The sequence below is a fragment of the Stenotrophomonas sp. GD03794 genome (assembly GCF_029842145.1).
Taxonomy (GTDB): Bacteria; Pseudomonadota; Gammaproteobacteria; order Xanthomonadales; family Xanthomonadaceae; genus Stenotrophomonas; species Stenotrophomonas riyadhensis.
Map to the genome: position 1 here is coordinate 27,536 of NZ_JAOCFV010000036.1, position 19,669 is coordinate 47,204.

General features: G+C 65.3%; 21 protein-coding genes and 1 pseudogene. 9 read left to right on the plus strand and 13 right to left on the minus strand.

From position 1 onward, the window contains the following. Positions 1–136: 136 nt before the first annotated feature. The 4 genes from N5D91_RS16990 to prmB form a co-directional block, all read right to left on the minus strand. Positions 137–1,165, minus strand: coding sequence for an aspartate-semialdehyde dehydrogenase (locus N5D91_RS16990; protein ID WP_180853743.1), 1,029 nt, complete (start codon positions 1,163–1,165; stop codon positions 137–139). 91 nt (positions 1,166–1,256) lie between these two features. Next, a complete protein-coding gene (locus N5D91_RS16995; protein ID WP_180853744.1) occupies positions 1,257–2,294 on the minus strand; it encodes a D-glycerate dehydrogenase in 1,038 nt (345 codons plus the stop codon). Next, a complete protein-coding gene (gene aroC / locus N5D91_RS17000) occupies positions 2,287–3,390 on the minus strand; it encodes a chorismate synthase (RefSeq protein WP_005410486.1) in 1,104 nt (367 codons plus the stop codon). The genes N5D91_RS16995 and aroC overlap by 8 nt, the downstream gene beginning before the upstream one ends. Beyond that, the gene (gene prmB / locus N5D91_RS17005) at positions 3,387–4,316 is read right to left on the minus strand and encodes a 50S ribosomal protein L3 N(5)-glutamine methyltransferase (protein ID WP_110713009.1); all 930 of its coding nucleotides are present in this window, start codon (positions 4,314–4,316) and stop codon (positions 3,387–3,389) included. Before prmB ends, aroC begins: the two co-directional genes overlap by 4 nt. Positions 4,317–4,438: 122 nt before the next feature. Here prmB and N5D91_RS17010 point away from each other — a divergent pair, with 122 nt between their 5' ends. Together N5D91_RS17010 and asd are read left to right on the plus strand one after the other, a co-directional pair. Next, entirely contained in the window at positions 4,439–5,089 is a 651-nt protein-coding gene (locus N5D91_RS17010) for an SCO family protein (protein WP_180853745.1), read from the plus strand. Next, a complete protein-coding gene (gene asd / locus N5D91_RS17015; protein WP_153855806.1) occupies positions 5,086–5,928 on the plus strand; it encodes an archaetidylserine decarboxylase in 843 nt (280 codons plus the stop codon). Before N5D91_RS17010 ends, asd begins: the two co-directional genes overlap by 4 nt. Positions 5,929–6,019: 91 nt before the next feature. Here the strand turns inward: asd and N5D91_RS17020 are convergent, their stop codons facing one another. Together N5D91_RS17020 and N5D91_RS17025 are read right to left on the minus strand one after the other, a co-directional pair. Next, complete coding sequence (locus tag N5D91_RS17020; RefSeq protein ID WP_110713014.1) at positions 6,020–6,367, minus strand: ribonuclease E inhibitor RraB; 348 nt, start codon at positions 6,365–6,367, stop codon at positions 6,020–6,022. A gap of 23 nt (positions 6,368–6,390) precedes the next feature. Next, positions 6,391–7,998, minus strand: a complete 1,608-nt coding sequence (locus N5D91_RS17025; RefSeq protein WP_110713015.1) for a transglycosylase SLT domain-containing protein — start codon at positions 7,996–7,998, stop codon at positions 6,391–6,393. A gap of 122 nt (positions 7,999–8,120) precedes the next feature. Here N5D91_RS17025 and N5D91_RS17030 point away from each other — a divergent pair, with 122 nt between their 5' ends. Then, a complete protein-coding gene (locus tag N5D91_RS17030) occupies positions 8,121–9,626 on the plus strand; it encodes a helicase HerA-like domain-containing protein (protein ID WP_110713017.1) in 1,506 nt (501 codons plus the stop codon). Positions 9,627–9,751: 125 nt separating this feature from the next. Further along, complete coding sequence (gene greB / locus N5D91_RS17035) at positions 9,752–10,258, plus strand: transcription elongation factor GreB (protein WP_110713018.1); 507 nt, start codon at positions 9,752–9,754, stop codon at positions 10,256–10,258. Positions 10,259–10,345: 87 nt separating this feature from the next. Here greB and N5D91_RS17040 read toward each other — a convergent pair whose 3' ends face one another. Both N5D91_RS17040 and rimO read right to left on the minus strand, forming a co-directional pair. Further along, positions 10,346–11,185, minus strand: a complete 840-nt coding sequence (locus tag N5D91_RS17040; protein ID WP_110713020.1) for a DUF3025 domain-containing protein — start codon at positions 11,183–11,185, stop codon at positions 10,346–10,348. Beyond that, positions 11,182–12,540, minus strand: coding sequence for a 30S ribosomal protein S12 methylthiotransferase RimO (gene rimO, locus N5D91_RS17045; RefSeq protein ID WP_279908708.1), 1,359 nt, complete (start codon positions 12,538–12,540; stop codon positions 11,182–11,184). The genes N5D91_RS17040 and rimO overlap by 4 nt, the downstream gene beginning before the upstream one ends. Positions 12,541–12,587: 47 nt before the next feature. Here rimO and N5D91_RS17050 point away from each other — a divergent pair, with 47 nt between their 5' ends. Beyond that, positions 12,588–14,213 (plus strand): recombinase family protein, encoded by a 1,626-nt coding sequence (locus N5D91_RS17050; protein WP_279908706.1) that lies wholly within the window; start codon positions 12,588–12,590, stop codon positions 14,211–14,213. 5 nt (positions 14,214–14,218) lie between these two features. Here N5D91_RS17050 and N5D91_RS17055 read toward each other — a convergent pair whose 3' ends face one another. Further along, entirely contained in the window at positions 14,219–14,566 is a 348-nt protein-coding gene (locus N5D91_RS17055; RefSeq protein WP_343238108.1) for a hypothetical protein, read from the minus strand. A 405-nt stretch (positions 14,567–14,971) separates the two neighbouring features. Between N5D91_RS17055 and N5D91_RS17060 the strand changes: the two genes are divergently transcribed. Genes N5D91_RS17060 through N5D91_RS17070 form a run of 3 tightly spaced genes read left to right on the plus strand, consistent with a single transcriptional unit; the run spans position 14,972 to position 16,724 of the window. Beyond that, complete coding sequence (locus tag N5D91_RS17060; RefSeq protein ID WP_279922714.1) at positions 14,972–15,922, plus strand: hypothetical protein; 951 nt, start codon at positions 14,972–14,974, stop codon at positions 15,920–15,922. Between the two features lies 1 nt (position 15,923). After that, positions 15,924–16,253, plus strand: a complete 330-nt coding sequence (locus N5D91_RS17065) for an STAS-like domain-containing protein (protein ID WP_279908701.1) — start codon at positions 15,924–15,926, stop codon at positions 16,251–16,253. A 9-nt stretch (positions 16,254–16,262) separates the two neighbouring features. After that, positions 16,263–16,724: a hypothetical protein gene (locus N5D91_RS17070; protein ID WP_279908700.1), complete on the plus strand. Its 462-nt coding sequence runs from the start codon at positions 16,263–16,265 to the stop codon at positions 16,722–16,724. 176 nt (positions 16,725–16,900) lie between these two features. Here the strand turns inward: N5D91_RS17070 and N5D91_RS17075 are convergent, their stop codons facing one another. Together N5D91_RS17075 and N5D91_RS17080 are read right to left on the minus strand one after the other, a co-directional pair. Next, positions 16,901–17,515, minus strand: coding sequence for a hypothetical protein (locus N5D91_RS17075; protein WP_279908698.1), 615 nt, complete (start codon positions 17,513–17,515; stop codon positions 16,901–16,903). 80 nt (positions 17,516–17,595) lie between these two features. Next, entirely contained in the window at positions 17,596–18,024 is a 429-nt protein-coding gene (locus N5D91_RS17080) for a BLUF domain-containing protein (RefSeq protein WP_279908696.1), read from the minus strand. A gap of 137 nt (positions 18,025–18,161) precedes the next feature. Here N5D91_RS17080 and N5D91_RS17085 point away from each other — a divergent pair, with 137 nt between their 5' ends. Next, positions 18,162–18,827 (plus strand): SOS response-associated peptidase, encoded by a 666-nt coding sequence (locus N5D91_RS17085; RefSeq protein WP_279908694.1) that lies wholly within the window; start codon positions 18,162–18,164, stop codon positions 18,825–18,827. Positions 18,828–18,878: 51 nt separating this feature from the next. On the opposite strand, the gene N5D91_RS17090 is transcribed toward N5D91_RS17085, so the two are convergent. Continuing rightward, positions 18,879–19,112: a hypothetical protein gene (locus tag N5D91_RS17090; RefSeq protein WP_004152742.1), complete on the minus strand. Its 234-nt coding sequence runs from the start codon at positions 19,110–19,112 to the stop codon at positions 18,879–18,881. Continuing rightward, positions 19,102–19,669, minus strand: a pseudogene (locus tag N5D91_RS17095) (hypothetical protein); the annotation flags it as partial. The pseudogene N5D91_RS17095 and the gene N5D91_RS17090, both read right to left, overlap by 11 nt.

Below are 19,669 nucleotides of genomic sequence, written 5' to 3' on the forward strand. Positions count from 1 at the left end.
CCCACCGGAAAGACCCTTGAGGTAGTGCCGGCCGCTGGCCGGCAATCCCTTCAACTGGTGGATCAGGGCAATGCCGGCCAGCAGCCGGCACTACCGACAAGCAGTCGAGCATGGCTCGACGCTACATAACCGGAGATCAGCGCTGCTCGGCGGCGACCAGTTCGGCCAGCTGCACGGCGTTCAGCGCCGCACCCTTGCGCACGTTGTCCGACACGATCCACAGGTTCAGGCCGCGCGGATGCGACAGATCTTCGCGGATGCGGCCAACGTACACCGCGTCGGTGCCCGAGGCGTGGGTGACCGGGGTCGGGTAACCACCGGCCTCGTGGCGATCCACCACTTCGACGCCCGGCGACTGCTCCAGCAGCGCACGCGCTTCGGCGACGGTGACCTTGTCGCGGGTCTCGATCGCCACCGACTCGGAGTGGCCGTAGAACACCGGCACGCGCACCGCGGTCGGGTTCACCAGGATGCTGTCGTCGCCGAGGATCTTGCGGGTCTCCCAGATCAGCTTCATCTCTTCCTTGGTGAAGCCGTTGTCCTGGAAGTCGTCGATGTGCGGGATCAGGTTGAAAGCGATCTGCACCGGGAAACGCTGCGGATCGATTTCCTGGAAGCTCAGCAGCTGGCCGGTCTGCTTGCCCAGCTCCTCGGTTGCCGAACGGCCACCGCCGGACACCGACTGGTAGGTGGAGACGTTGATGCGCTCGATGCCGTACTTGCGGTGCAGCGGCGCCAGTGCCACCAGCATCTGCATGGTCGAGCAGTTCGGGTTGGCGATGATGCCACGCGGACGGTTGGCGACCTGCTCCGGGTTGACCTCGGACACCACCAGCGGCACGTCATCGTCGTATCGGAACGCCGAGGAGTTGTCGATCACCACCGCACCGGCGGCGGCGAACTTCGGTGCGTATTCCTTGGACACGCTGCCACCGGCCGAGAACAGGGCGATCTCGACGCCGGTCGGATCAAAGGTGGCCAGATCCTGGACCTTGACCTTCTGGCCGTTGAATTCGATCTCACCGCCGGCCGAACGCTCGGAGGCCAGGACACTCAGGGTACCGACCGGGAAACCGCGCTCGGCCAGGATCGACAACATGGTCTCGCCGACCGCACCGGTGGCACCGACGACTGCGACGTGGAAACTGCGCTGTGCATTGCTCATGGGGGAAACTCTCACGAAAACGGGGATGGGAAAAAACACGCACGACAGCTGGGTTCGGGGAACCTCCTCAAGCGGGGCGCGCGGAGGTTCCCTATCGTTTCCCGGTTTTTTTGCCCAGAGTCACGCGCGCGGCCATCGCCGCGTCAGCGTTGATCGCGCTCGGCATGCGCGACGGGCCACCGTCCAGGCCGAGCCCGGCAACCAGATTATCCACGGCCAGCTGTACCATCGCCGTGCGCGTGGCCAGCGAGGCGCTGCCGATGTGCGGAGTGAGCACGACGTTGCGCAGCGCCAGCAGTTCGGGGCGTACCTTTGGCTCGCCTTCGTACACATCCAGACCCGCTGCAGCAAGGCGACCGTTGGCCAGTGCATCGGCCAGCGCGATCTCATCGACCAGGCCGCCGCGGGCGATGTTCACCAGCGTCGCCGACGGCTTCATCTTCGCCAGCGCGGCGGCATCGATCAGATGATGCGAGGCCGGCGTGTACGGCAGCACCAGCAGCAGGTGATCGGACTGTGCCAGCAGCGTGTCCAGGTCCACATAACGGGCCCCCACCTCCGCCTCGGTCGCGGCGGACAGCTGCGAGCGGTTGTGGTACAGCACCTTCATGCCGAAACCGTGCGCGCCGCGACGGGCGATGCCCTGGCCGATGCGGCCCATGCCAAGGATGCCCAGCGTGCTGCCGTGGATGTCGGCACCAAGCATGGTCTGGAACGACCACTGCTGCCACTGGCCCTCGCGCAGCCAGCGCTCGGACTCGGTGATGCGGCGCGCGGTGGCCATCAGCAGCGCGAAGCCGAGATCGGCGGTGGTTTCAGTCAGGACGTCCGGCGTGTTGCTGGCCAGGATACCGACCGCACTGAGCGCGTCGACATCCAGGTTGTTGTAGCCGACACCGACATTGGCGATCACCTGCAACTGCGCGGCATCGGCCACCTGCGCTGCGCCGATGCGCTCGTTGAGGGTGATGATGGCGCCGTCGGCGCTGGCCAGCTGCTCGGCGATCTGCTCGGGCGACCAGGCGGTGACGGTGTCGGTGCTGCGCAGCTGCACGCGATCGCGCAGCGGCGCGATGGCCGCGTCGATCAGCGGCTGGCTCACCCACACGGTCGGCCGCGTGTCAGCCATCGATCTGCCCGGGAATGCGCGGGGTGATCGTGCCGACATCGCCGCACTGCGCGCGATGGCGCAGCGCCTGGTCCATCAGCACCATCGCCACCATCGCCTCGGCGATCGGGGTGGCGCGGATGCCGACGCAGGGATCGTGGCGACCGGTGGTGACCACCTCCACCACGTTGCCGGCGGTATCCAGCGACGGGCCCGGCAGGCGCAGGCTGGAGGTCGGCTTCAACGCGATCGAGGCGACCACCGGCTGGCCGGTGGAAATGCCGCCAAGGATGCCGCCGGCATGGTTGCTGGCGAAGCCCTGCGGGGTCAGCAGGTCGCGATGTTCGGTGCCCTTCTGTGCGGCGCTGGCGAAACCGTCGCCGATCTCAACGCCCTTCACCGCGTTGATGCTCATCAGCGCGGCGGCCAGTTCGCCATCGAGCTTGCCGTAGATCGGCTCGCCCCAGCCCGGCGGCACGTTGTCGGCCACCACGTCCACGCGCGCACCGACCGAATCACCGGACTTGCGCAACGCATCCATGTACGCCTCCAGCTCGGGCACCTGTGCGGCGTGCGGCCAGAAGAACGGATTGTCTTCCACCGCCGACCAGTCGAAACCGGCCGGGGTGATGTCGCCCAGCTGCGACAGGTAGCCGCGCACGGTCACGCCGAAGCGCTCGGCCAGCCATTTCTTGGCGACCACGCCGGCGGCCACGCGCATGGTGGTCTCGCGCGCGGAAGAACGACCGCCACCGCGCGGGTCGCGGATGCCGTACTTGTGCCAGTAGCTGTAGTCGGCATGGCCCGGCCGGAACTGCTGGCCGATGTTGGCGTAGTCCTTGCTGCGCTGGTCGGTGTTGCGGATCAGCAGGGCGATCGGCGTGCCGGTGGTCAGGCCCTCGTACACGCCGGACAGGATCTCGACCTCATCGGCCTCGCGGCGGGCCGAGGTGTGCCGGCTCTTGCCGGTAGCGCGACGCTGCAGGTCGTGGGCGAATTCGGCCGCGTCCAGCGCCAGCCCCGGAGGGCAGCCATCGATCACGCAGCCGATGGCCGGCCCGTGCGACTCGCCGAACGTGGTGACGGTGAACAGCTTGCCGAACGAATTGGAACTCACGGGCGCTGCGCCGCCAGTTCGGTGATGCGGGCGCTGTGGGCGATCAGCTCGCGGCATTCGACCGCGAAGATGCCCATCTGGCCAACCTTGAATTCGATCCAGGCGAAGTCGACTTCCGGCAGCAGCTTGATCAGGTGCTGCTCGGACTCGCCCACTTCACAGATCAGCAGGCCGTCCTCGCTCAGGTGCAGCGGGGCATCGCGCAGGATCTTCAGCACCAGGTCCAGGCCGTCGTCGCCGGCACGCAGGCCCATCTCCGGCTCGTAGGAGTACTCCTGCGGCAGGGCATCGGTCTCGTCGTTGGTGACGTACGGCGGATTGGTGACGATCAGGTCGTAGTGGCGGCCGGTCAGGCCATTGAACAGGTCCGACTTGAGCAGGGTGACGTTGTGCGCCTGCAGGCGCTCCTTGTTCTCCTCCGCCAACGACAGCGCGTCGTCGCTCAGGTCGACACCGTCCACTTCCCAGTTCGGGTAGTAGTGCCCCATGGCGATGGCGATGCAGCCCGAACCGGTGCACAGGTCCAGTGCACGATGCACGTCACGACCTGCCAGCCACGGCTCGAAACCGCACTCGATCAGCTCGGCGATCGGCGAGCGCGGCACCAGGGCGCGCGCGTCGCTCTTGAAACTCAGGCCGGCGAACCAGGCCTCACCGGTCAGGTAGGCGGCCGGGATGCGTTCGTCGATGCGACGCTGGAACAGTTCCAGCACGCGCAGCTTCTCGGCCTGCAGCAGGCGCGCCTGGCCGTAGGCCGGGCCGAGGTCGTGCGGCAGGTGCAGGCTGTGCAGCACCAGCTGGGTGGCCTCGTCCAGCGCGTTGTCATAGCTGTGCCCGAAGGTCAGCCCGGCTTCGTTGAAACGGCTGGTGCCGTAGCGGATCAGATCGATGATCGTGTGGAGTTCGGCGGCCGTTTCAGCGGTCATGGCGGTACTGCGGGCAAAGTGGCCCCCGATTATAGGGGCTGGCGCCCGCGGCGGCATCCGTTGCGGCGGAAACGATCGGGCCGCAGCCGGTATGATGGAGCCCATTTCGCGCGGGAGCCCCCATGTTCAATCGCAACGCCGGCATCATCCTGCTGATCGCCCTGGCGGCGGGGCTCGGCCTGCTGACCGCCCAGCAGGTGTTCGCGCCGAAGCCGCCGGCCAACGCCCCGGCCACCGAAGCGATCACGCTGTACCCGCAACCGCGTGAACTGCCCGACTTCAACCTGGCCCAGTCCGACGGCACCCGGCTGATCCCGGGCGAGCTGAAGGGCCACTGGACCCTGGTGTTCCTGGGCTTCACCTTCTGCCCCGACGTCTGCCCAACCACGCTGGCCGAGCTGGCCGGCGCACAGAACCAGTGGGAGGCCCTGCCCGACAGCCTGCGCCCGCGCGTGCTGTTCATCTCGGTCGACCCCGACCGTGACAGCGCCACCCGCCTCGGCGAGTACGTGCACGGTTTCCACAAGGACACCCTGGCCGCCACCGCCGACGTTCCCTCGCTGGAACGTTTTGCCACCTCGCTGGGCTTCGTGTTCCAGAAGGTGCCGGGCAAGCACTTCGACGAAAATCCCGAGGATTACACCGTCGAGCATTCGGCCAGCCTGGCCGTGCTTGATCCGCAGGGCCGCCTGGCCGGCCTGGTACGCCCCCCGTTCAACGCGCCGGCGATTGCCCGCGACCTGCAGAAGCTGACCGAGAAAACCGCCCCATGAGTCTCACCACCGCCCTGACGTACGTCCTGCCCCACCGCCTGCTGTCCTCGATGGCGCGCTCGCTGGCGTACTCGGACGATCCGCGCGTGTCGCGCTGGCTGATCGACACGGTCACCCGCAAGTTCAACGTCAACCTGGACGAAGCGGCCAACCCGGACCCGCGCAGCTACGCCACCTTCAACCAGTTCTTCACCCGTGCCCTGAAGCCGGGCGCGCGCGTGGCCGATGCCGATCCGCGCAGCCTGGTGATGCCGGCCGACGGCCGCATCAGCCAGCTCGGCAGGATCGAGGCCGGACGCATTTTCCAGGCCAAGGGCCAGTCGTTCACCGCCGCCGAGCTGCTGGGCAGTGACGAGGATGCCAAGCCGTACAACGATGGCCTGTACGCCACCGTGTACCTGTCCCCGCGCGATTACCACCGCGTGCACATGCCGTGGACCGGCACCCTGCGCGAAACCGTGCACGTGCCGGGACGCCTGTTCAGCGTCGGCCCGGCGGCCGTCAACGGCGTGCCGCGCCTGTTTGCGCGCAACGAGCGCCTGGTCTGCCATTTCGACACCAGCTTCGGCCCGATGGTCAGCGTGATGGTCGGTGCGCTGTTGGTCTCCGGCGTGGAAACCGTATGGAGCGGCGAGGAGATCCCGGCCTATGGTGATCGCATCACCCGCAAGGACTACCGCGGCCAGGGCATCCAGCTGGAACGTTTTGCCGAGATGGCGCGCTTCAACTACGGCTCGACCGTGATCGTGCTGCTGCCGCCGGGCGTGGCCGAGTTCGCCCCGCAGCTGGGCGCCGAAAGCCCGGTGCAGCTGGGCCAGGCGCTGGCGAAGCTGCGCTGAGGCTTCGGTAGTGCCGGCCGCTGGCCGGCATCTCCGTTGATCCAACGCGACGAGCATTGCCGGCCAGCGGCCGGCACTACCGGTACGCGCGCTACTGCAGGGCCGGGGCCGGGCCGACGTCCATGCCGTCGTAGTCTTCCACGCCCTTTTCCGCGGCCAGGGCAGCGAATTCCTGGTTGCGGCGGTCCAGCGAGGCTTCGTCGTGGATTTCCACGCGCTCCACGTGCAGCACGTGGAACGGCGCGTCGCCCTCTTCCGGCTCCTGTTCGAACAGCTCGACAAAGCTGTAGCCCTGCGCCTGCAGGTGGTCGGCCAGTACCTGCAGCGGCTCGGCGCTGGAGTGGACGAAGAAATACCCCCACAGCAATGGGCCGTTGATGTCCCAGTCGGTGTTTTCGCGGAGGTTGGCGAACAGGTTGCGGGTGTCTTCGAGGTCCATGCGGGTTCCGGGGGTCGTGGGGATTACTTGTCGCAGCCCTGCAGCTTCAGCGTCTGGCCGTGGCGCAGACTGTAGGCCGGGGCTTTCAGGCCGTTGGCGCGGGCCAGGGTCGGCACGTCGCACTGGAACTTCGCGGCAATGGCGCCCAGGGTCTCGCCCTTGCCCACCTTGTGGCTGCGCACGGGTTTCGGTCGGGCCGGTGCCGGGCGTGGCGTCGCCACCGCGGCCACCGGTGCGGTCGGCACGCTGGTGGACGCTGCCGCATCGGCCACCGGCACCACGCCGCCCACCGCCACGCTGCCGGTATAGCTGGCCGCGGTCGGGCGCTTGATCGCCGCGTTCAGATCAGCGGTGATCAGGGTGCGGGCCAGGTCGGCACGCGGGCCACTGACGCAGTTGCGCTGGTACAGGCCAGCGATGCGGGTAGTGGCGTTGATCAGCGTGCCGGCCGGAATCCAGCCATCGGCTTCATAGCGCGGGTTGAGGTTGCGCAGCGCGCGCATGTAGCCATCACGGGTGCCGTGGCTGCCCAGGCAGATGGTCAGTTCGTAGATGGTGGTGGACTTGGCCAGGCGCAGCGTGGCCGGCTGCGCGCTGATCTTCGGGAACTCCACGCCGTACTGCTGCGGGTGCAGGAAGATCCAGGCCGCGGCGATCACCATCGGCACATAGTCCTTGGTCTCGCCAGGGAACTGGTTGTAGACGCTGTCGGTCCAGAAGCTCTGCCCAGCGCTCTGCTTGAACACGCGCGCGGCACGGCCTTCACCACCGTTGTAGGCGGCCACCGACATTTCCACGTTGTTGTTCAGTTCGCGCAGGCGTTCGTTGAGATAGCTGGCGCTGGCCTCGGCCGCGCTACGCGCGTCGAAACGGGTATCGAAGCCGGTGCCGTCCGGGCCCAGGCCGAAGCGGCGGCCGGTGGCCGGCATGAACTGCATCAGGCCAGCCGCGCCGGCACGCGAGGAGGCATGCACACGGCCATTGGATTCCTTGGCCATGATGCCGAACAGCAGTGCCTCGGGCAGGCCTCGCTTCTCCCACTCCGGCCACATCACCGCGCGCAGGTTCTGGTAATTCTCGTAGCTGGTCAGCAGCGCCGGGCGCATGTCGGTCAGCCAGCGGCGGATGCCGGCCTGCACCGCCGGGTTGTACTCGACCATGCTGTCGAAGGCGTGCCGCTTGTCGTTCAGCAGCGCGGCAGCGCGCGCGGCCTCCGGCACGTCGGCGGTGAGCGGGCCGATATGGTCGGGGTCGGCTTCCAGACGGTCGCCGCCCTCGTCGGCCACGTCATCGCTGGCAGCGGCATCGGCGTCATGCTTGAGCAGGCGCTTGTAGCTGGCCAGCAGGGTGCCCATCTGGCAGCCCTTCTGCTTGACGCAGTCGTTGAGGACATCCTCCATGTCCTCCAGCGCGGCGTCGGCCTCGTTGCTGCCCTTGGGGTCGGCATTGGCGACCAGCAGCAGCGCATCGCTGTAGCGCTTCTCGGCAACGGTCATGCGCTGCTGCAGCGCATCGACCTTCGCCTTGTCCCGGGCCGAAACCCGCTGCGCATGGGCGTCGGGCGCCAGGGAAACCAGGCCGGCCAGGGCCAGCAGCGGCCAACCACGGGAAATCAGGACAGGAACGGGCATTGATGGCACTGTGTGCGAAACAGGCAGGCAGAGTAGCGGCGCCGCCAAGGTCCGGGCAAGCCGACCTTCGGACCGTCACCGCCGGCGGTTAACATTGGGCTATTCACCACAAGGGCTGGACCATGGATCCGATTCTGCTCGGCAAAGGCATCACCGACGATATTGCCGTCACCCTGCTGCCGAAACTCGGCAACCGCCACGGCCTGGTGGCCGGCGCCACCGGTACCGGCAAGACCGTAACCCTGATGACCCTGGCCGAGGGCTTCTCGCGGCTGGGCGTGCCGGTGTTCCTGGCCGATGTGAAGGGCGATGTGTCAGGCCTGGCCGTGCCCGGCACCGGTGCCGAGAACCTGCTCAAGCGCGCGGCCGAGATCGGCGTGGCCGACTATGCGCCGGCCGCCAGCCCGACCATTTTCTGGGACCTGTACGGCAAGCTCGGCCACCCGGTGCGCACCACCGTCAGTGAGATGGGCCCGACCCTGCTGTCGCGCATCCTCGAATTGAACGACACCCAGGCCGGGGTGCTCGATATCGTATTCAAGCTGGCCGACGACCGCGGCCTGCTGCTGCTGGACATGGATGACCTGCGCGCCCTGCTCGGCCTGGTCGCCGAGGAGCGCAAGGACATCTCCACCGAGTACGGCCTGGTCAGCGCGCAGTCGATCGCCGCGATCCAGCGTTCGGTGCTGCGCCTGGCGCAGGACGGTGGCGAGAACTTCTTCGGCGAACCGGCGCTGGAACTGGCCGACATCATGCGGGTCAACCACGACGGCCGCGGCATGATCGGCATCCTCGCCGCCGACCAGTTGGTGCTCAAGCCCAAGCTGTACTCCACCTTCCTGCTGTGGCTGCTGTCGGAACTGTTCGAGCAGCTGCCGGAAGTGGGCGACCTGGACAAGCCGAAGCTGGTCTTCATCTTCGACGAGGCCCACCTGCTGTTCGACGACGCACCGGCCTCGCTGGTGCAGCGTATCGAGCAGGTGGTGCGCCTGATCCGCTCCAAGGGCGTGGGTGTGTACTTCTGCTCGCAGTTCCCCGACGACGTGCCAGGCAACATCCTCGGCCAGCTCGGCAACCGCGTGCAGCATGCGCTGCGCGCGTTCACCCCGCGCGACCAGAAGGCGGTGAAGACCGCCGCCGAGACTTTCGTGCCGAACCCCAAGCTGGACGTGGCCAAGGTATTGAGCCAGCTCGGCACCGGTGAGGCCCTGGTCTCCACGCTGCAGGACAAGGGCGTACCGATGCCGGTGCAGCAGACGATGATCGCGCCGCCGCGCTGCCGGATGGGACCGATCACCGAGGCCGAGCGCGCCCAGGTGCGTGCCGGCAGCCCGGTCGGCACCCGCTACGACACCGCGATCAACCGCGAATCGGCCGCCGAGCTGCTGGCCCAGCGCGCGCAGAAGACGGTCGAGCAGGCGCAGGCTCCCGCCGCCCGCAGCCGCGAGCAGGACGAAGCGCAGGAAGGCGGTTTCGGCCAGGCGATCAAGGATGCGATCTTCGGCACCAAGCGCCGCCAGGGCATGATCGAGACCATGGCCAAGCAGACCACGCGTACCGTCGGCACCAAGCTGGGCAACCAGATCGTGCGCGGCCTGCTGGGTGGCATCTTCGGCGGCAAGCGCTGATCTGTCGCTGCCGAGGTCAGAGCCCTTTCCCCGGGAAAGGGCTCTGACCCACGGGTCGGATCCCTCCCGCCAGGGAGGGCTCCGACCCCTCTCACCTTCGTCATCCAGAAAAGAAGTCGCATTGCATGTCCCGTTGGCGTCCCCCCGCAGAAAAAAGCACTGCCCTGATCACCGCCTCCGGCCATGCCCGGTTGAAGGCCGAACTGGATGAGCTGTGGCGGTTGCGACGGCCGGAAGTGGTCAAGGCCCTGGCCGCTGCTGCAGCGGAAGGCGACCGCTCCGAGAATGCCGAGTACACCTACCGCAAGAAGCAGCTGGGCGAGATCGACCGCCGCGTGCGCTACCTGACCAAGCGCCTGGAATCGCTGCGCGTGGTCGATACCACGCCGACCGATCCGCAGGCGGTGTTCTTCGGTGCGTGGGTGGAACTGGAGAACGTGGACAGCGGCGACACCAGCCGCTACCGAATCGTCGGGCCGGATGAGACCGATGCTGGCCTGGGCTGGATCAGCATCGATTCACCACTGGCGAGGGCGCTGCTGAAGAAGCGGCTGGATGATGAATTTTCGGTGGAACTGCCCGGCGGCCAGTTCACCTTTGCGGTGATCGGGGTGGAATACGCGCCTGTGTAGCGTCGAGCCCTGCTCGACTGCCTGCCCTTTGTAGCGCCGAGCCCATGCTCGGCTGATGGGCATACGCAGCCGAGCATGGGCTCGGCGCTACAACGGCCACCGCGCCAGCGGCAACGGGTACTGGCGGCCGGCACGCAGCGGTCGGAAGTAATCGGTACTGGCGTAGAAGGCGGCATCCTGTCCTTCGTACCAACCCGGGATGCCAGCCAGCGGCAGCGGACGCAACTGCAGGGGATCGGTCACAGCCCTGTGCTCGGCGATGGCGGCAGCCACCTCGGCAATGCTGGCCTCATCGTCCTTGCCCTGCACCACCACGCACTTGCCAACCAGCAAACGCCCCGGCAGCAGCGCCTGCTCCATCAGCGCATGACCGAATACCGCAGCGATGGCGATGTCACCGCTCTGCCAGCATGCCGGTTCGAACAGCACACGCCAGTCGTGCAGGTCCCACGCGCGCAGCAACGTGTTGTCGCGCACGCGCACGATCACACCGGTTTCGTCGAACTGGGTCAGTGCCGCCTGCGCGCGGTTGCGCTGGCCGGGCGGCATGGCCTCGATATGCCGGCATTGCTGCGCATTGAGCGCCAGCTTGAGCTGCGGGTAGCGGGCCCACACCAGTGCATTGAACAGGTCATGCCAGTTGTCGGCGCGGGTGGCGATGCGGCCCTGCGCGATGCGGGCTTCATAGTGCAGGCCGTCTGCCAGCAGCGTGGCATCCTGCTCGATCAAGTGCTTGCCGGGCAGTGACAGGCGCGCATCGAGCGCGGCGACGGCCGGCCACTCCGGGCCTTCCAACAGATCACGAACGTCGCGCAACCCGGCGAACACCGGGTGCGCGAACACCTGCGGATCGACCGCCGCACGCGGCGGCGGCACGAAGCGGCGGACACCGCTGCCGTCACCGGCGGCGGCCGTCGCCGCGGTCACAGCATCTTGAGATCGAATGCCGGGCGGGTGGCGGCCGGCAGCGCGTCACCATACAGGTCGTGCTCGTCGCTCTCGGTGATTTCCACGTCGACGAACTCACCCACGCGCAACGGCACCTGGTCGGCGTTCTGGATGTGCACCAGGCCGTCGATCTCCGGCGCATCGGCCTTGGAACGGGCCACGGCGATATCACCTTCGATGGCGTCGACCAGGCACTGCTGCACGGTACCAATCTTGGCTTCCAGGCGTGCGGCGGAAATCTGCGCCTGCTTTTCCATGAAGCGGGCCAGGCGCTCCTGCTTCACTTCCTCCGGAACCGCATCCGGCAGGTCGTTGGCGGTGGCACCATCGACCGGCGAATAGGCGAACGCACCCACGCGGTCCAGCTGCGCTTCGTCCAGGAACGACAGCAGCTCTTCGAATTCGGCCTCGGTCTCGCCAGGGAAACCCACGATGAAGGTCGAACGCACGGTGATGTCCGGCGCGATGCGGCGCCAGTTCTGCACGCGCTCCAGGGTCTTCTCGACCGCGCCGGGGCGCTTCATCAGGCGCAGGATGCGCGGGCTGGCGTGCTGGAACGGGATGTCCAGGTACGGCAGGATGCGATTCTCGGCCATCAGCGGCACCACCTCGTCCACGTGCGGATACGGGTAGACGTAGTGCATGCGCACCCAGGCATCCAGCTCGGACAGGCCTTCGCACAGCGCCTTCAGACGGGTCTGGTAGGCCTTGTCGCGCCACATCTTCTCGGCGTACTTCACGTCCACGCCGTAGGCCGAGGTGTCCTGCGATACCACCAGCAGCTCACGCACGCCACCGCGCACCAGGCGCTCGGCTTCACGCAGCACCTCATCCACCGGGCGCGAAACCAGCTTGCCGCGCATCGACGGAATGATGCAGAAGCTGCACTTGTGGTTGCAGCCTTCGGAAATCTTCAGATACGCGTAGTGGCGCGGGGTCAACTTGATGCCGTAGTCGGGCACCAGGTCCACGAACGGATCGTGCTTGGGCGGCAGCGCTTCGTGCACCGCTTCCATCACGCTCTGGTAGTCCTGCGGGCCGGACACCGCCAGCACGTTCGGATAGGCCTCGCGGATCTGCTCCGGGCGCTTGCCCAGGCAGCCTGTGACGATGACCTTGCCGTTCTGGTTCATCGCCTCGCCGATCGCGTCCAGCGACTCGGTCACCGCCGAATCGATGAAGCCGCAGGTATTGACCACCACCACGTCGGCCGAATCGTAGGACGGAACGATGTCGTATCCCTCGGACCGCAACTGGGTGAGGATGCGCTCGGAATCGACAAGGGCCTTCGGGCACCCCAATGAAACAAACCCTATACTTCTACGATCCGACACGACTTTGACCTGGCGCTATGGCTACAAAGGCGAGAGTTTACAGCTACTTGCGCTTCAGTGATCCAAAACAGGCAGCTGGCAGCAGTGCCGACCGGCAGCTGGAGTATGCCAAGCGCTGGGCGGCCGAACACGGCATGGCTCTCGATGCCGCCCTGTCCATGCAGGATGAAGGCCTCTCCGCGTACCACCAACGGCATGTAACCAAGGGCGCGCTGGGCGTCTTCCTGGCCGCGATTGATGAGGGCCGCATCCCGGCCGGCTCGGTCCTGATCGTTGAAGGTCTCGACCGCCTGAGCCGCGCAGAGCCCATCCAAGCGCAGGCCCAGCTGGCGCAGATCATCAATGCCGGAATCACGGTGGTAACCGCCAGCGACGGACGGGAGTACAACCGCGCCGGCCTCAAGGCCCAGCCCATGGACCTTGTCTACAGCCTGCTGGTGATGATCCGTGCGCACGAGGAATCGGACACCAAGAGCAAGCGCGTGCGCGCTGCCATCCATCGCCAATGCAAGGGGTGGCAGGACGGGACCTGGCGCGGGGTCATCCGGAACGGCAAGGACCCTAGCTGGACCCGGCTGGACCCGGAGACCAAGACGTTTCAGCTCGTGCCAGAGCGCGCCGAGGCGGTAAAGCTGGCAATCCGCATGTTCAGGGACGGCCACGGAGCCGTCAGGATCATGCGCACCCTTGCTGAAGAAGGCCTGCAATTGACCAACGGCGGCAACCCGGCTGGCCAGCTCTACCGGATCCTGCGAAACAGGGCCCTGATTGGTGAAAAAGTCCTGGAGATCGATGGCGAAGAGTACCGCCTGGCCGAGTACTACCCGCCCCTCATGAGCGCCGAGCAGTTCGCGGACCTGCAGCAGGCGACCGAGCAGCGGGCGAAACAGAAGGGCACTGGTGAGATTCCCGGCCTGATCACCGGCTTGCGGATCTCATACTGCGGCTACTGCGGGTCGGCAATGGTCGCGCAGAACCTGATGAACCGCGGTCGCCGCGAAGACGGCGGACCGCAGCACGGGCACCGGCGGTTGATATGCGTGGGGAACTCCCAGGGCATGGGCTGCGCCATTGCTGGCAGCTGCAGCGTCGTACCCATTGAACACGCGATCATGAGTTACTGCGCGGACCAGATGAATCTAGCCCGGTTGCTTGAAGGTGGGGATAGAACTGAGGCGCTGAGCGGCAGATTGGCTGTTGCGCGTACGCGGGTAGCTGACACTACCGCGAAGATTGAGCGGATCACCGATGCCATGCTGGCAGATGACGCAGGAGACGCGCCGGCCGCATTCATGCGCCGGGCCAGAGAGTTGGAAGCAGCGCTGGTCGAGCAACAATCCGAAGTAGAAGCGCTAGAGCACGAACTGGCAGCAGTCGCGAGCTCGCCCACACCGGCTGTGGCCAAAGCATGGGCCGAACTACAGGAAGGCGTGAAAGCGCTGGATTATGACGCGCGGACCAAGGCCCGCCAGCTGGTGGCCGACACCTTCGAGCGCATCTCGATCTACCACCGGGGAACCGAGCCGGCACAGACGCGATCCTGGAAGGGCACCATAGATCTTGTGCTGGTCGCGAAACGCGGCAGCGCGCGCATTCTTCATGTGGACCGCCAGACGGGCGAATGGCGGGGAGGCGAAGAAGTCCGAGATCTGCCGGATGATCCCATTACGTAGGCGGGTCAGACGCCGCGGCGTAGCTGCTGCAGCCCTGCCCTCATCCAAGCTTTGCTCGCGTCCTTCGGGCGGGGCTTGGTCTCCTTCGGCGGTCGGCGCGGCTCCAGCGCTTCCTTGATCCGCTCGATCTCCATCGCTCCGGCCTCGGCCAAGCGCCGGGCCTGTTGCTGCTGCTCACGGGTCGGCGGCAGGCCGGGCAGCGGTTCGAGCAGTTCGGCTGGCGTAGTGTCCAGCAGCCGGGCCACAGCCGCGCGCAGGCGCATCTCCGGGTAGAGCCGGACTGCGCACCACCGCTCGGCGTAGCGCTTGCCCTGGGCGATGCTGGCGGCCGGAACCTCCTTGATCTGCCACATCTTCCGAGCGTCCAGACGCACGCGCACAGCGCCATCCTTGCCGCATCTGATGTTGGCGATCTGTCGACCGCTCCACCACAACACCCAGCTCTCCCCCATCTGGACCCAGCCAGAGGGAACGGGAGCGGTGCGGAAGCCTTGGTAGCCGTGCGAGGGAAGCATGGCGGGAGAATACCCGGGGACGTCTCAGAAGCTGCGACTCTCGATACAATCACCTATCATTCACGGGTTCATTCGGGGGGAACCGTGAGAAAATCAGCCACATGGAAGCGGCGGCGCGTTGCTGCCAAGAGGGAGAAGCGACGGCTGGAGCGTCTGGTCATACGTGCAGCCCGATCAAGAGCAGGCAAGGAGACGCTAGCCCAGGTGCGGAAAGTTGCTCCCATGCGGCCACACTTCAACCGCTTGGGCAAGAAGATCAGCCGTAGGGTACTCACCCCTCCGCCAGTGCTCGACTTAGACGACAACTACCAAGCGACGATGGAGTTCTTCAGGAACGTGCGCGTCACCACGTCTCTTCAAGGCAACCATCTGATCGACCTGGCAGCGTTGAAGGATATCTCCCCAGCGGCAGCCCTACTGCTGGTTGCTGAGTGCGATCAATGGCGCGAGCGGACAGAGGCGAAATGGCTGCGCGCCTTCGATATTAACAATTGGACACCAAGTGTCCGACGCCGTCTGCGGGAGATGGGCTTTTTCGAGGTCCTGCACACTCGTCGAGTTGCAAATGATCCCATTGTTGCAGGTGAGGATCGATATGTTCCATTTCAGACAGGGCATAGGAGTCCAGGGGAGCCTGCCAGGCGGTTGCGGACCTCAATTGAGGAACTTGGTCCAACGGTGGCAGACCGAGAGGCCCTGTACGAAGGGCTCGTGGAGGCAATGACCAACGTCTCCCAGCATGCCTATCCTGACGATCGTGAATCGGGGCCCAAGCGCTGGTGGATTTCAGCTTCCGTGAACGCTGAGCGGCGTACGATGACTGTCATGGTAGTGGACCATGGTGTTGGCATTGCTCGGACGCTGCCGCGCAGCAAGGTATGGGAATCGATCCGCAAAGTTGTGCCGTTTGATTTACTGAAGGACGATGCCCATATCGTTCGAGCAGCGTTCGCGAAGGATGGTGAGAATAGATCGCAGACTGGAGAAGTTCACCGCGGCAAAGGCTTACGCGAGAACATCAAGGGTTACGTCGACTCTCATAATTCTCGCGGTCAGTTGCGTGTTATTACAAATCGTGCCTCGTACGTGTACAGCCGAGAGAATGAAGTAGAAAAGGAACGCTCTTTCGCTGTTCCCTCCCCCTTCGACGGAACATTTATCGAGTGGGTTATTGAAGACTATGGTCAAGAATGAAATGAAGATCATCAATATCAGCCGAGACTTCTCAAACGTTCCTGCTGGCAGGCACGAAGAAGACGGCGACTTCAGCGGCGAAGTCTTCCGTGACAAGTTCCTTGTGCCTGCGCTCAAGGAATATGACCAAGTCCAGGTAATCCTAGACAATACCGAGGGCTTTGGATCATCCTTCTTAGAAGAGGCCTTCGGCGGCCTGATCCGCTACTGCGGCTTTACCAAGGCGTATCTGGATAAGCATCTATCTTTGGTTGCGAATTCAACGGGCGCAATGCGATATCCGTCGCGTATATCTTCGTATATCGAGAAGGCCGTACCTCTAGGAAAGTGACTTCAAAATATGGATGACGGACTGTTCGCAGCTATCGTAGGCGGCGTTGTCGGTGGAGTTGCAGGGGCGGCTGCCGGCGGCCTCTTTGGGTACTTCTCAGCGCGTAGTGCGAACACAGCAAATCGCGCAGGAGCCCGCCTAGACCTACGGCTAGATGCCGTGGACAATGGCTTAGAATCACTGACGCGCGAGGCCATAGCGTATTGGCGAACGTCGGGAAAGGATGCTGCCGCGGAATCCAAGATCAAAGGCCTGTTCGAGGATGTTGGGAACAGAATCCACAACTTGAGCGGCTTTGGAGTATCAAGAACGACCATCGACGAAGCACAGCTCATCGGTGATGAACTAAATGCTGTCGTCACAGGCGGTACGTTCGAGCAAGCTCATCGCCAGCCAGACGACGAAAAGCTAGAGCAAATCCGCGTGCTCGCAGCAAGGATCTCGGCGAAGTTCCACCCGCATCGCCCCTAAGCATCCTCAATGCTCAGAATCTGACTCAGAAGACTAGCGTCTGTCGCTTGCTGCCTTAGTCATCAGGCAAATAGAACGTTAAGTAGGGCCTATGTCCTACACATGCTGGGCACGCCCGGCAGGACTACCCTCCGACCATGTGCGGCCGATTCGTCCAGCTCCCCTAGCCCATAGCGTCAGATCAGTCCCAGGTCCTTCACCACCGCCTGGCCCTGCTGCAAGAACCCGATCAACAGACGCCCTCCGGCGACTTGCCGGCCCATCTCCTCGTTGAGGTAGTTTGCCTGGAGACGTCCCGCCGCCATCAAGTCGACCTGCAGCATGCTCGGCGCCACGCCTTTGAGTGGATCACCTGGTGACGCGAACTGGCCGCCGATCGGCTGCACTGACGTAGCCTGCCGACTGTCGCTCTTGGCGTAGACCGTGGCAATCATTCTGCCGTTTCTAGGCGACCAACCACCCAGGACAATCTCGGCCCCCAGCTGTTCGATAGGCAGGTCAGCCTCTGCGGCCGCCTTCTCATAGTTCAACCAAAGTTGGTCCATTACAGGTCCCATCTCGGCCGAAAGCTGCTCAATGGAGAAGTCGGCCCGAAAGCTCGCCTGCAGAGCCAGCTCGTAGATCTTCAGGAAGAACTGGGCCCCGCCCCTCGTGGCCAGCAGCACGTTGTGCTGAGGTATCAGGAGCACCTTGGCACCAGCAGAGTAGGCGCCAGTCAGCGCATCCTCGGCAAGCGTATCCACTGCAACGACAAGCTGGTCACGGCTGATCAGAACGTTGAGGATGCTCATTGGGCACGTCCATTGGCCAGCCGTGACTATGGCCGTCGCCCTACCCTCTGTCCACTGCGCTTGCGCCAGCGCGGCGCTGCTTAAGCAGCCTCGGCGAATGGTTCGACCAGTGCCACCAGCATCTCCATGGCGGTGGCTGGGGCGACTTGATCGCCTCCCCGCTGCAGGAAGGAAGTCCAATCGGCCCGCACCAGCTGCACCAGCTCCGGCGGCGAAAGGGGGATGCAACGCATCGGCCAATAGGGAAGCCGGCGCTGCCCAACCCGACCCCGTGCAATCTCGATCAGGCTTGAATGGCTGGTGGCGCCCGCCGCTCTGGAGAAGGCCACATCCAGGCCGTCGGGCGGCCCCTCCATGTAAGCGAGGAACCTCTGTCCATCGAACAGCGTGACCCCGGTAACTCCGGCGGTGCGATTGAATCGCTCTGCGTCCGCCATGATCCTGGACAGGTGGGCCATGGTCAGGTCGCCGACCGCTTCGCTGACAAATACAACAGCCCTGTTGGGCATGTCTCTCTCCGGCCTCCATGGGGAGCCCGAGCGTAGAACCGCTACCGTAAGGATGACGTGCACGGCACCGGGCAGGCGTCACAGTTCGCCCGGGCCCTACACGCCCCGGCCACGCTCGGCCGGGCTAGGCTCCGGCCATGTGCGGCCGATTCGTCCAGCTCCCCGTGATCGACTTCGGCCAGCCGGGGTTGGCTGACCTTGCCCCCGGCCTGGCCGAGATCCAGCCCAGCTACAACCTGGCGCCGACGCAGCGCGCCTCAGTGATCCTGGATCGCGACGAAGGCCGGCAGGTCACCCGCCTGGCCTGGGGTCTGCTGCCGTTCTGGGCAAAGGCCAAGGGCCTGCAGGGATCGACCATCAACGCCCGCATCGAGACGGTGGCCACCAAGCCCTCCTACCGGTCGGCGTTCAAGAAGCGCCGGTGCGTGATCCCCATGGCCGGCTACTACGAGTGGTCGGTGAGCCCCGAGGACGGCAAGAAAGACCCGTGGTTCATCCACGCCACCGGGCCGCTGCTGGCCGCCGGCCTGTGGGAGGACACCAGCCCCCTGCTGCCCGACGGCAACCTGGGCACCTTCACCATCATCACAGGTGACAGCAGCGGCGTCTCGGCCGACATCCACGACCGCATGCCGGTGTGGTTGCAGGCCGGCCAGATCGATGAGTGGATGGCCGCCAGCCCCGACGACGCGATGGCGATGTTGCTGGCCAGCGAGCCTCCGGCCATGGAGGCCTATCGGGTCAGCCGCGCGGTGAACACGCCACGAAACAATCGCGAAGACCTGCTCGTGCAGGTCGTTTGATTTGCGCCGTTGCCGCGATGGTTGCCGACACCTAGGCAGCGCCCTGTTTCGTCAAACGGTCAATTCATAGAGCGGCAGGTTCGGAGCAGCTTCCACCAACCTACCGCCACGCACCCAGACGTTGTACGGAACCGTAAGCTGCAGCTGCCCGAACGCGCGCATCTGCACCCCGTCGTAGGTGGTCAAACTGCTGGTGCCATCAGAGTTGTGCGCGGTGACGGTAGCGATCAGCCGCGGGCTGCCGCCAACCAGATCGCCAAATTGATCCCAAAGGTCAGTCCGCATCGGTGTAGTGCCTCTCCAGGGTTGCTGTCTGCTCAATCACCACCGCCCGGTCGTCGGCAGACACTTCGATCCGCAGCGACTCGCACTGGCCGTGCCACGTGCCATCAGCACCGACAACCTCTACCAGGTCCAGCGGCAGCAGCAGCCCAACCTCCCCAGCCTTGAGTGGCTTCGCGAACAACGGCACAGTCAGGTCGACAGCAGCCTGCTCTCCGCGATCGCACAGGATGTTCCTGCCCCGCTCCGCGCCGGCTGCCGGCACGGTGATCAATGGGCTGCTGACCTGCTGGGCGTAAAGGCGCCCCTCCTCTCCCGACTTGCGCACCTTGCACGTGACTCCCTTCCCTGCCAGTTCCCCCGTCACCACCACCGCGTCGTACAACGGCGCGCTGCGCATCTGCAGGCTTTCAGTCAGCACAATATCCTCCTGCAGTACGTGATCCGGCTGCGTGGTCCGCCAATCCCACGGACTGGCCGGATAGGCAGCCCGCACGCGCATGGCGAGCGCGGCGAGGTCCGACTGGACGACACCCCCACTCGCTTCGGCGAGCGCGCTT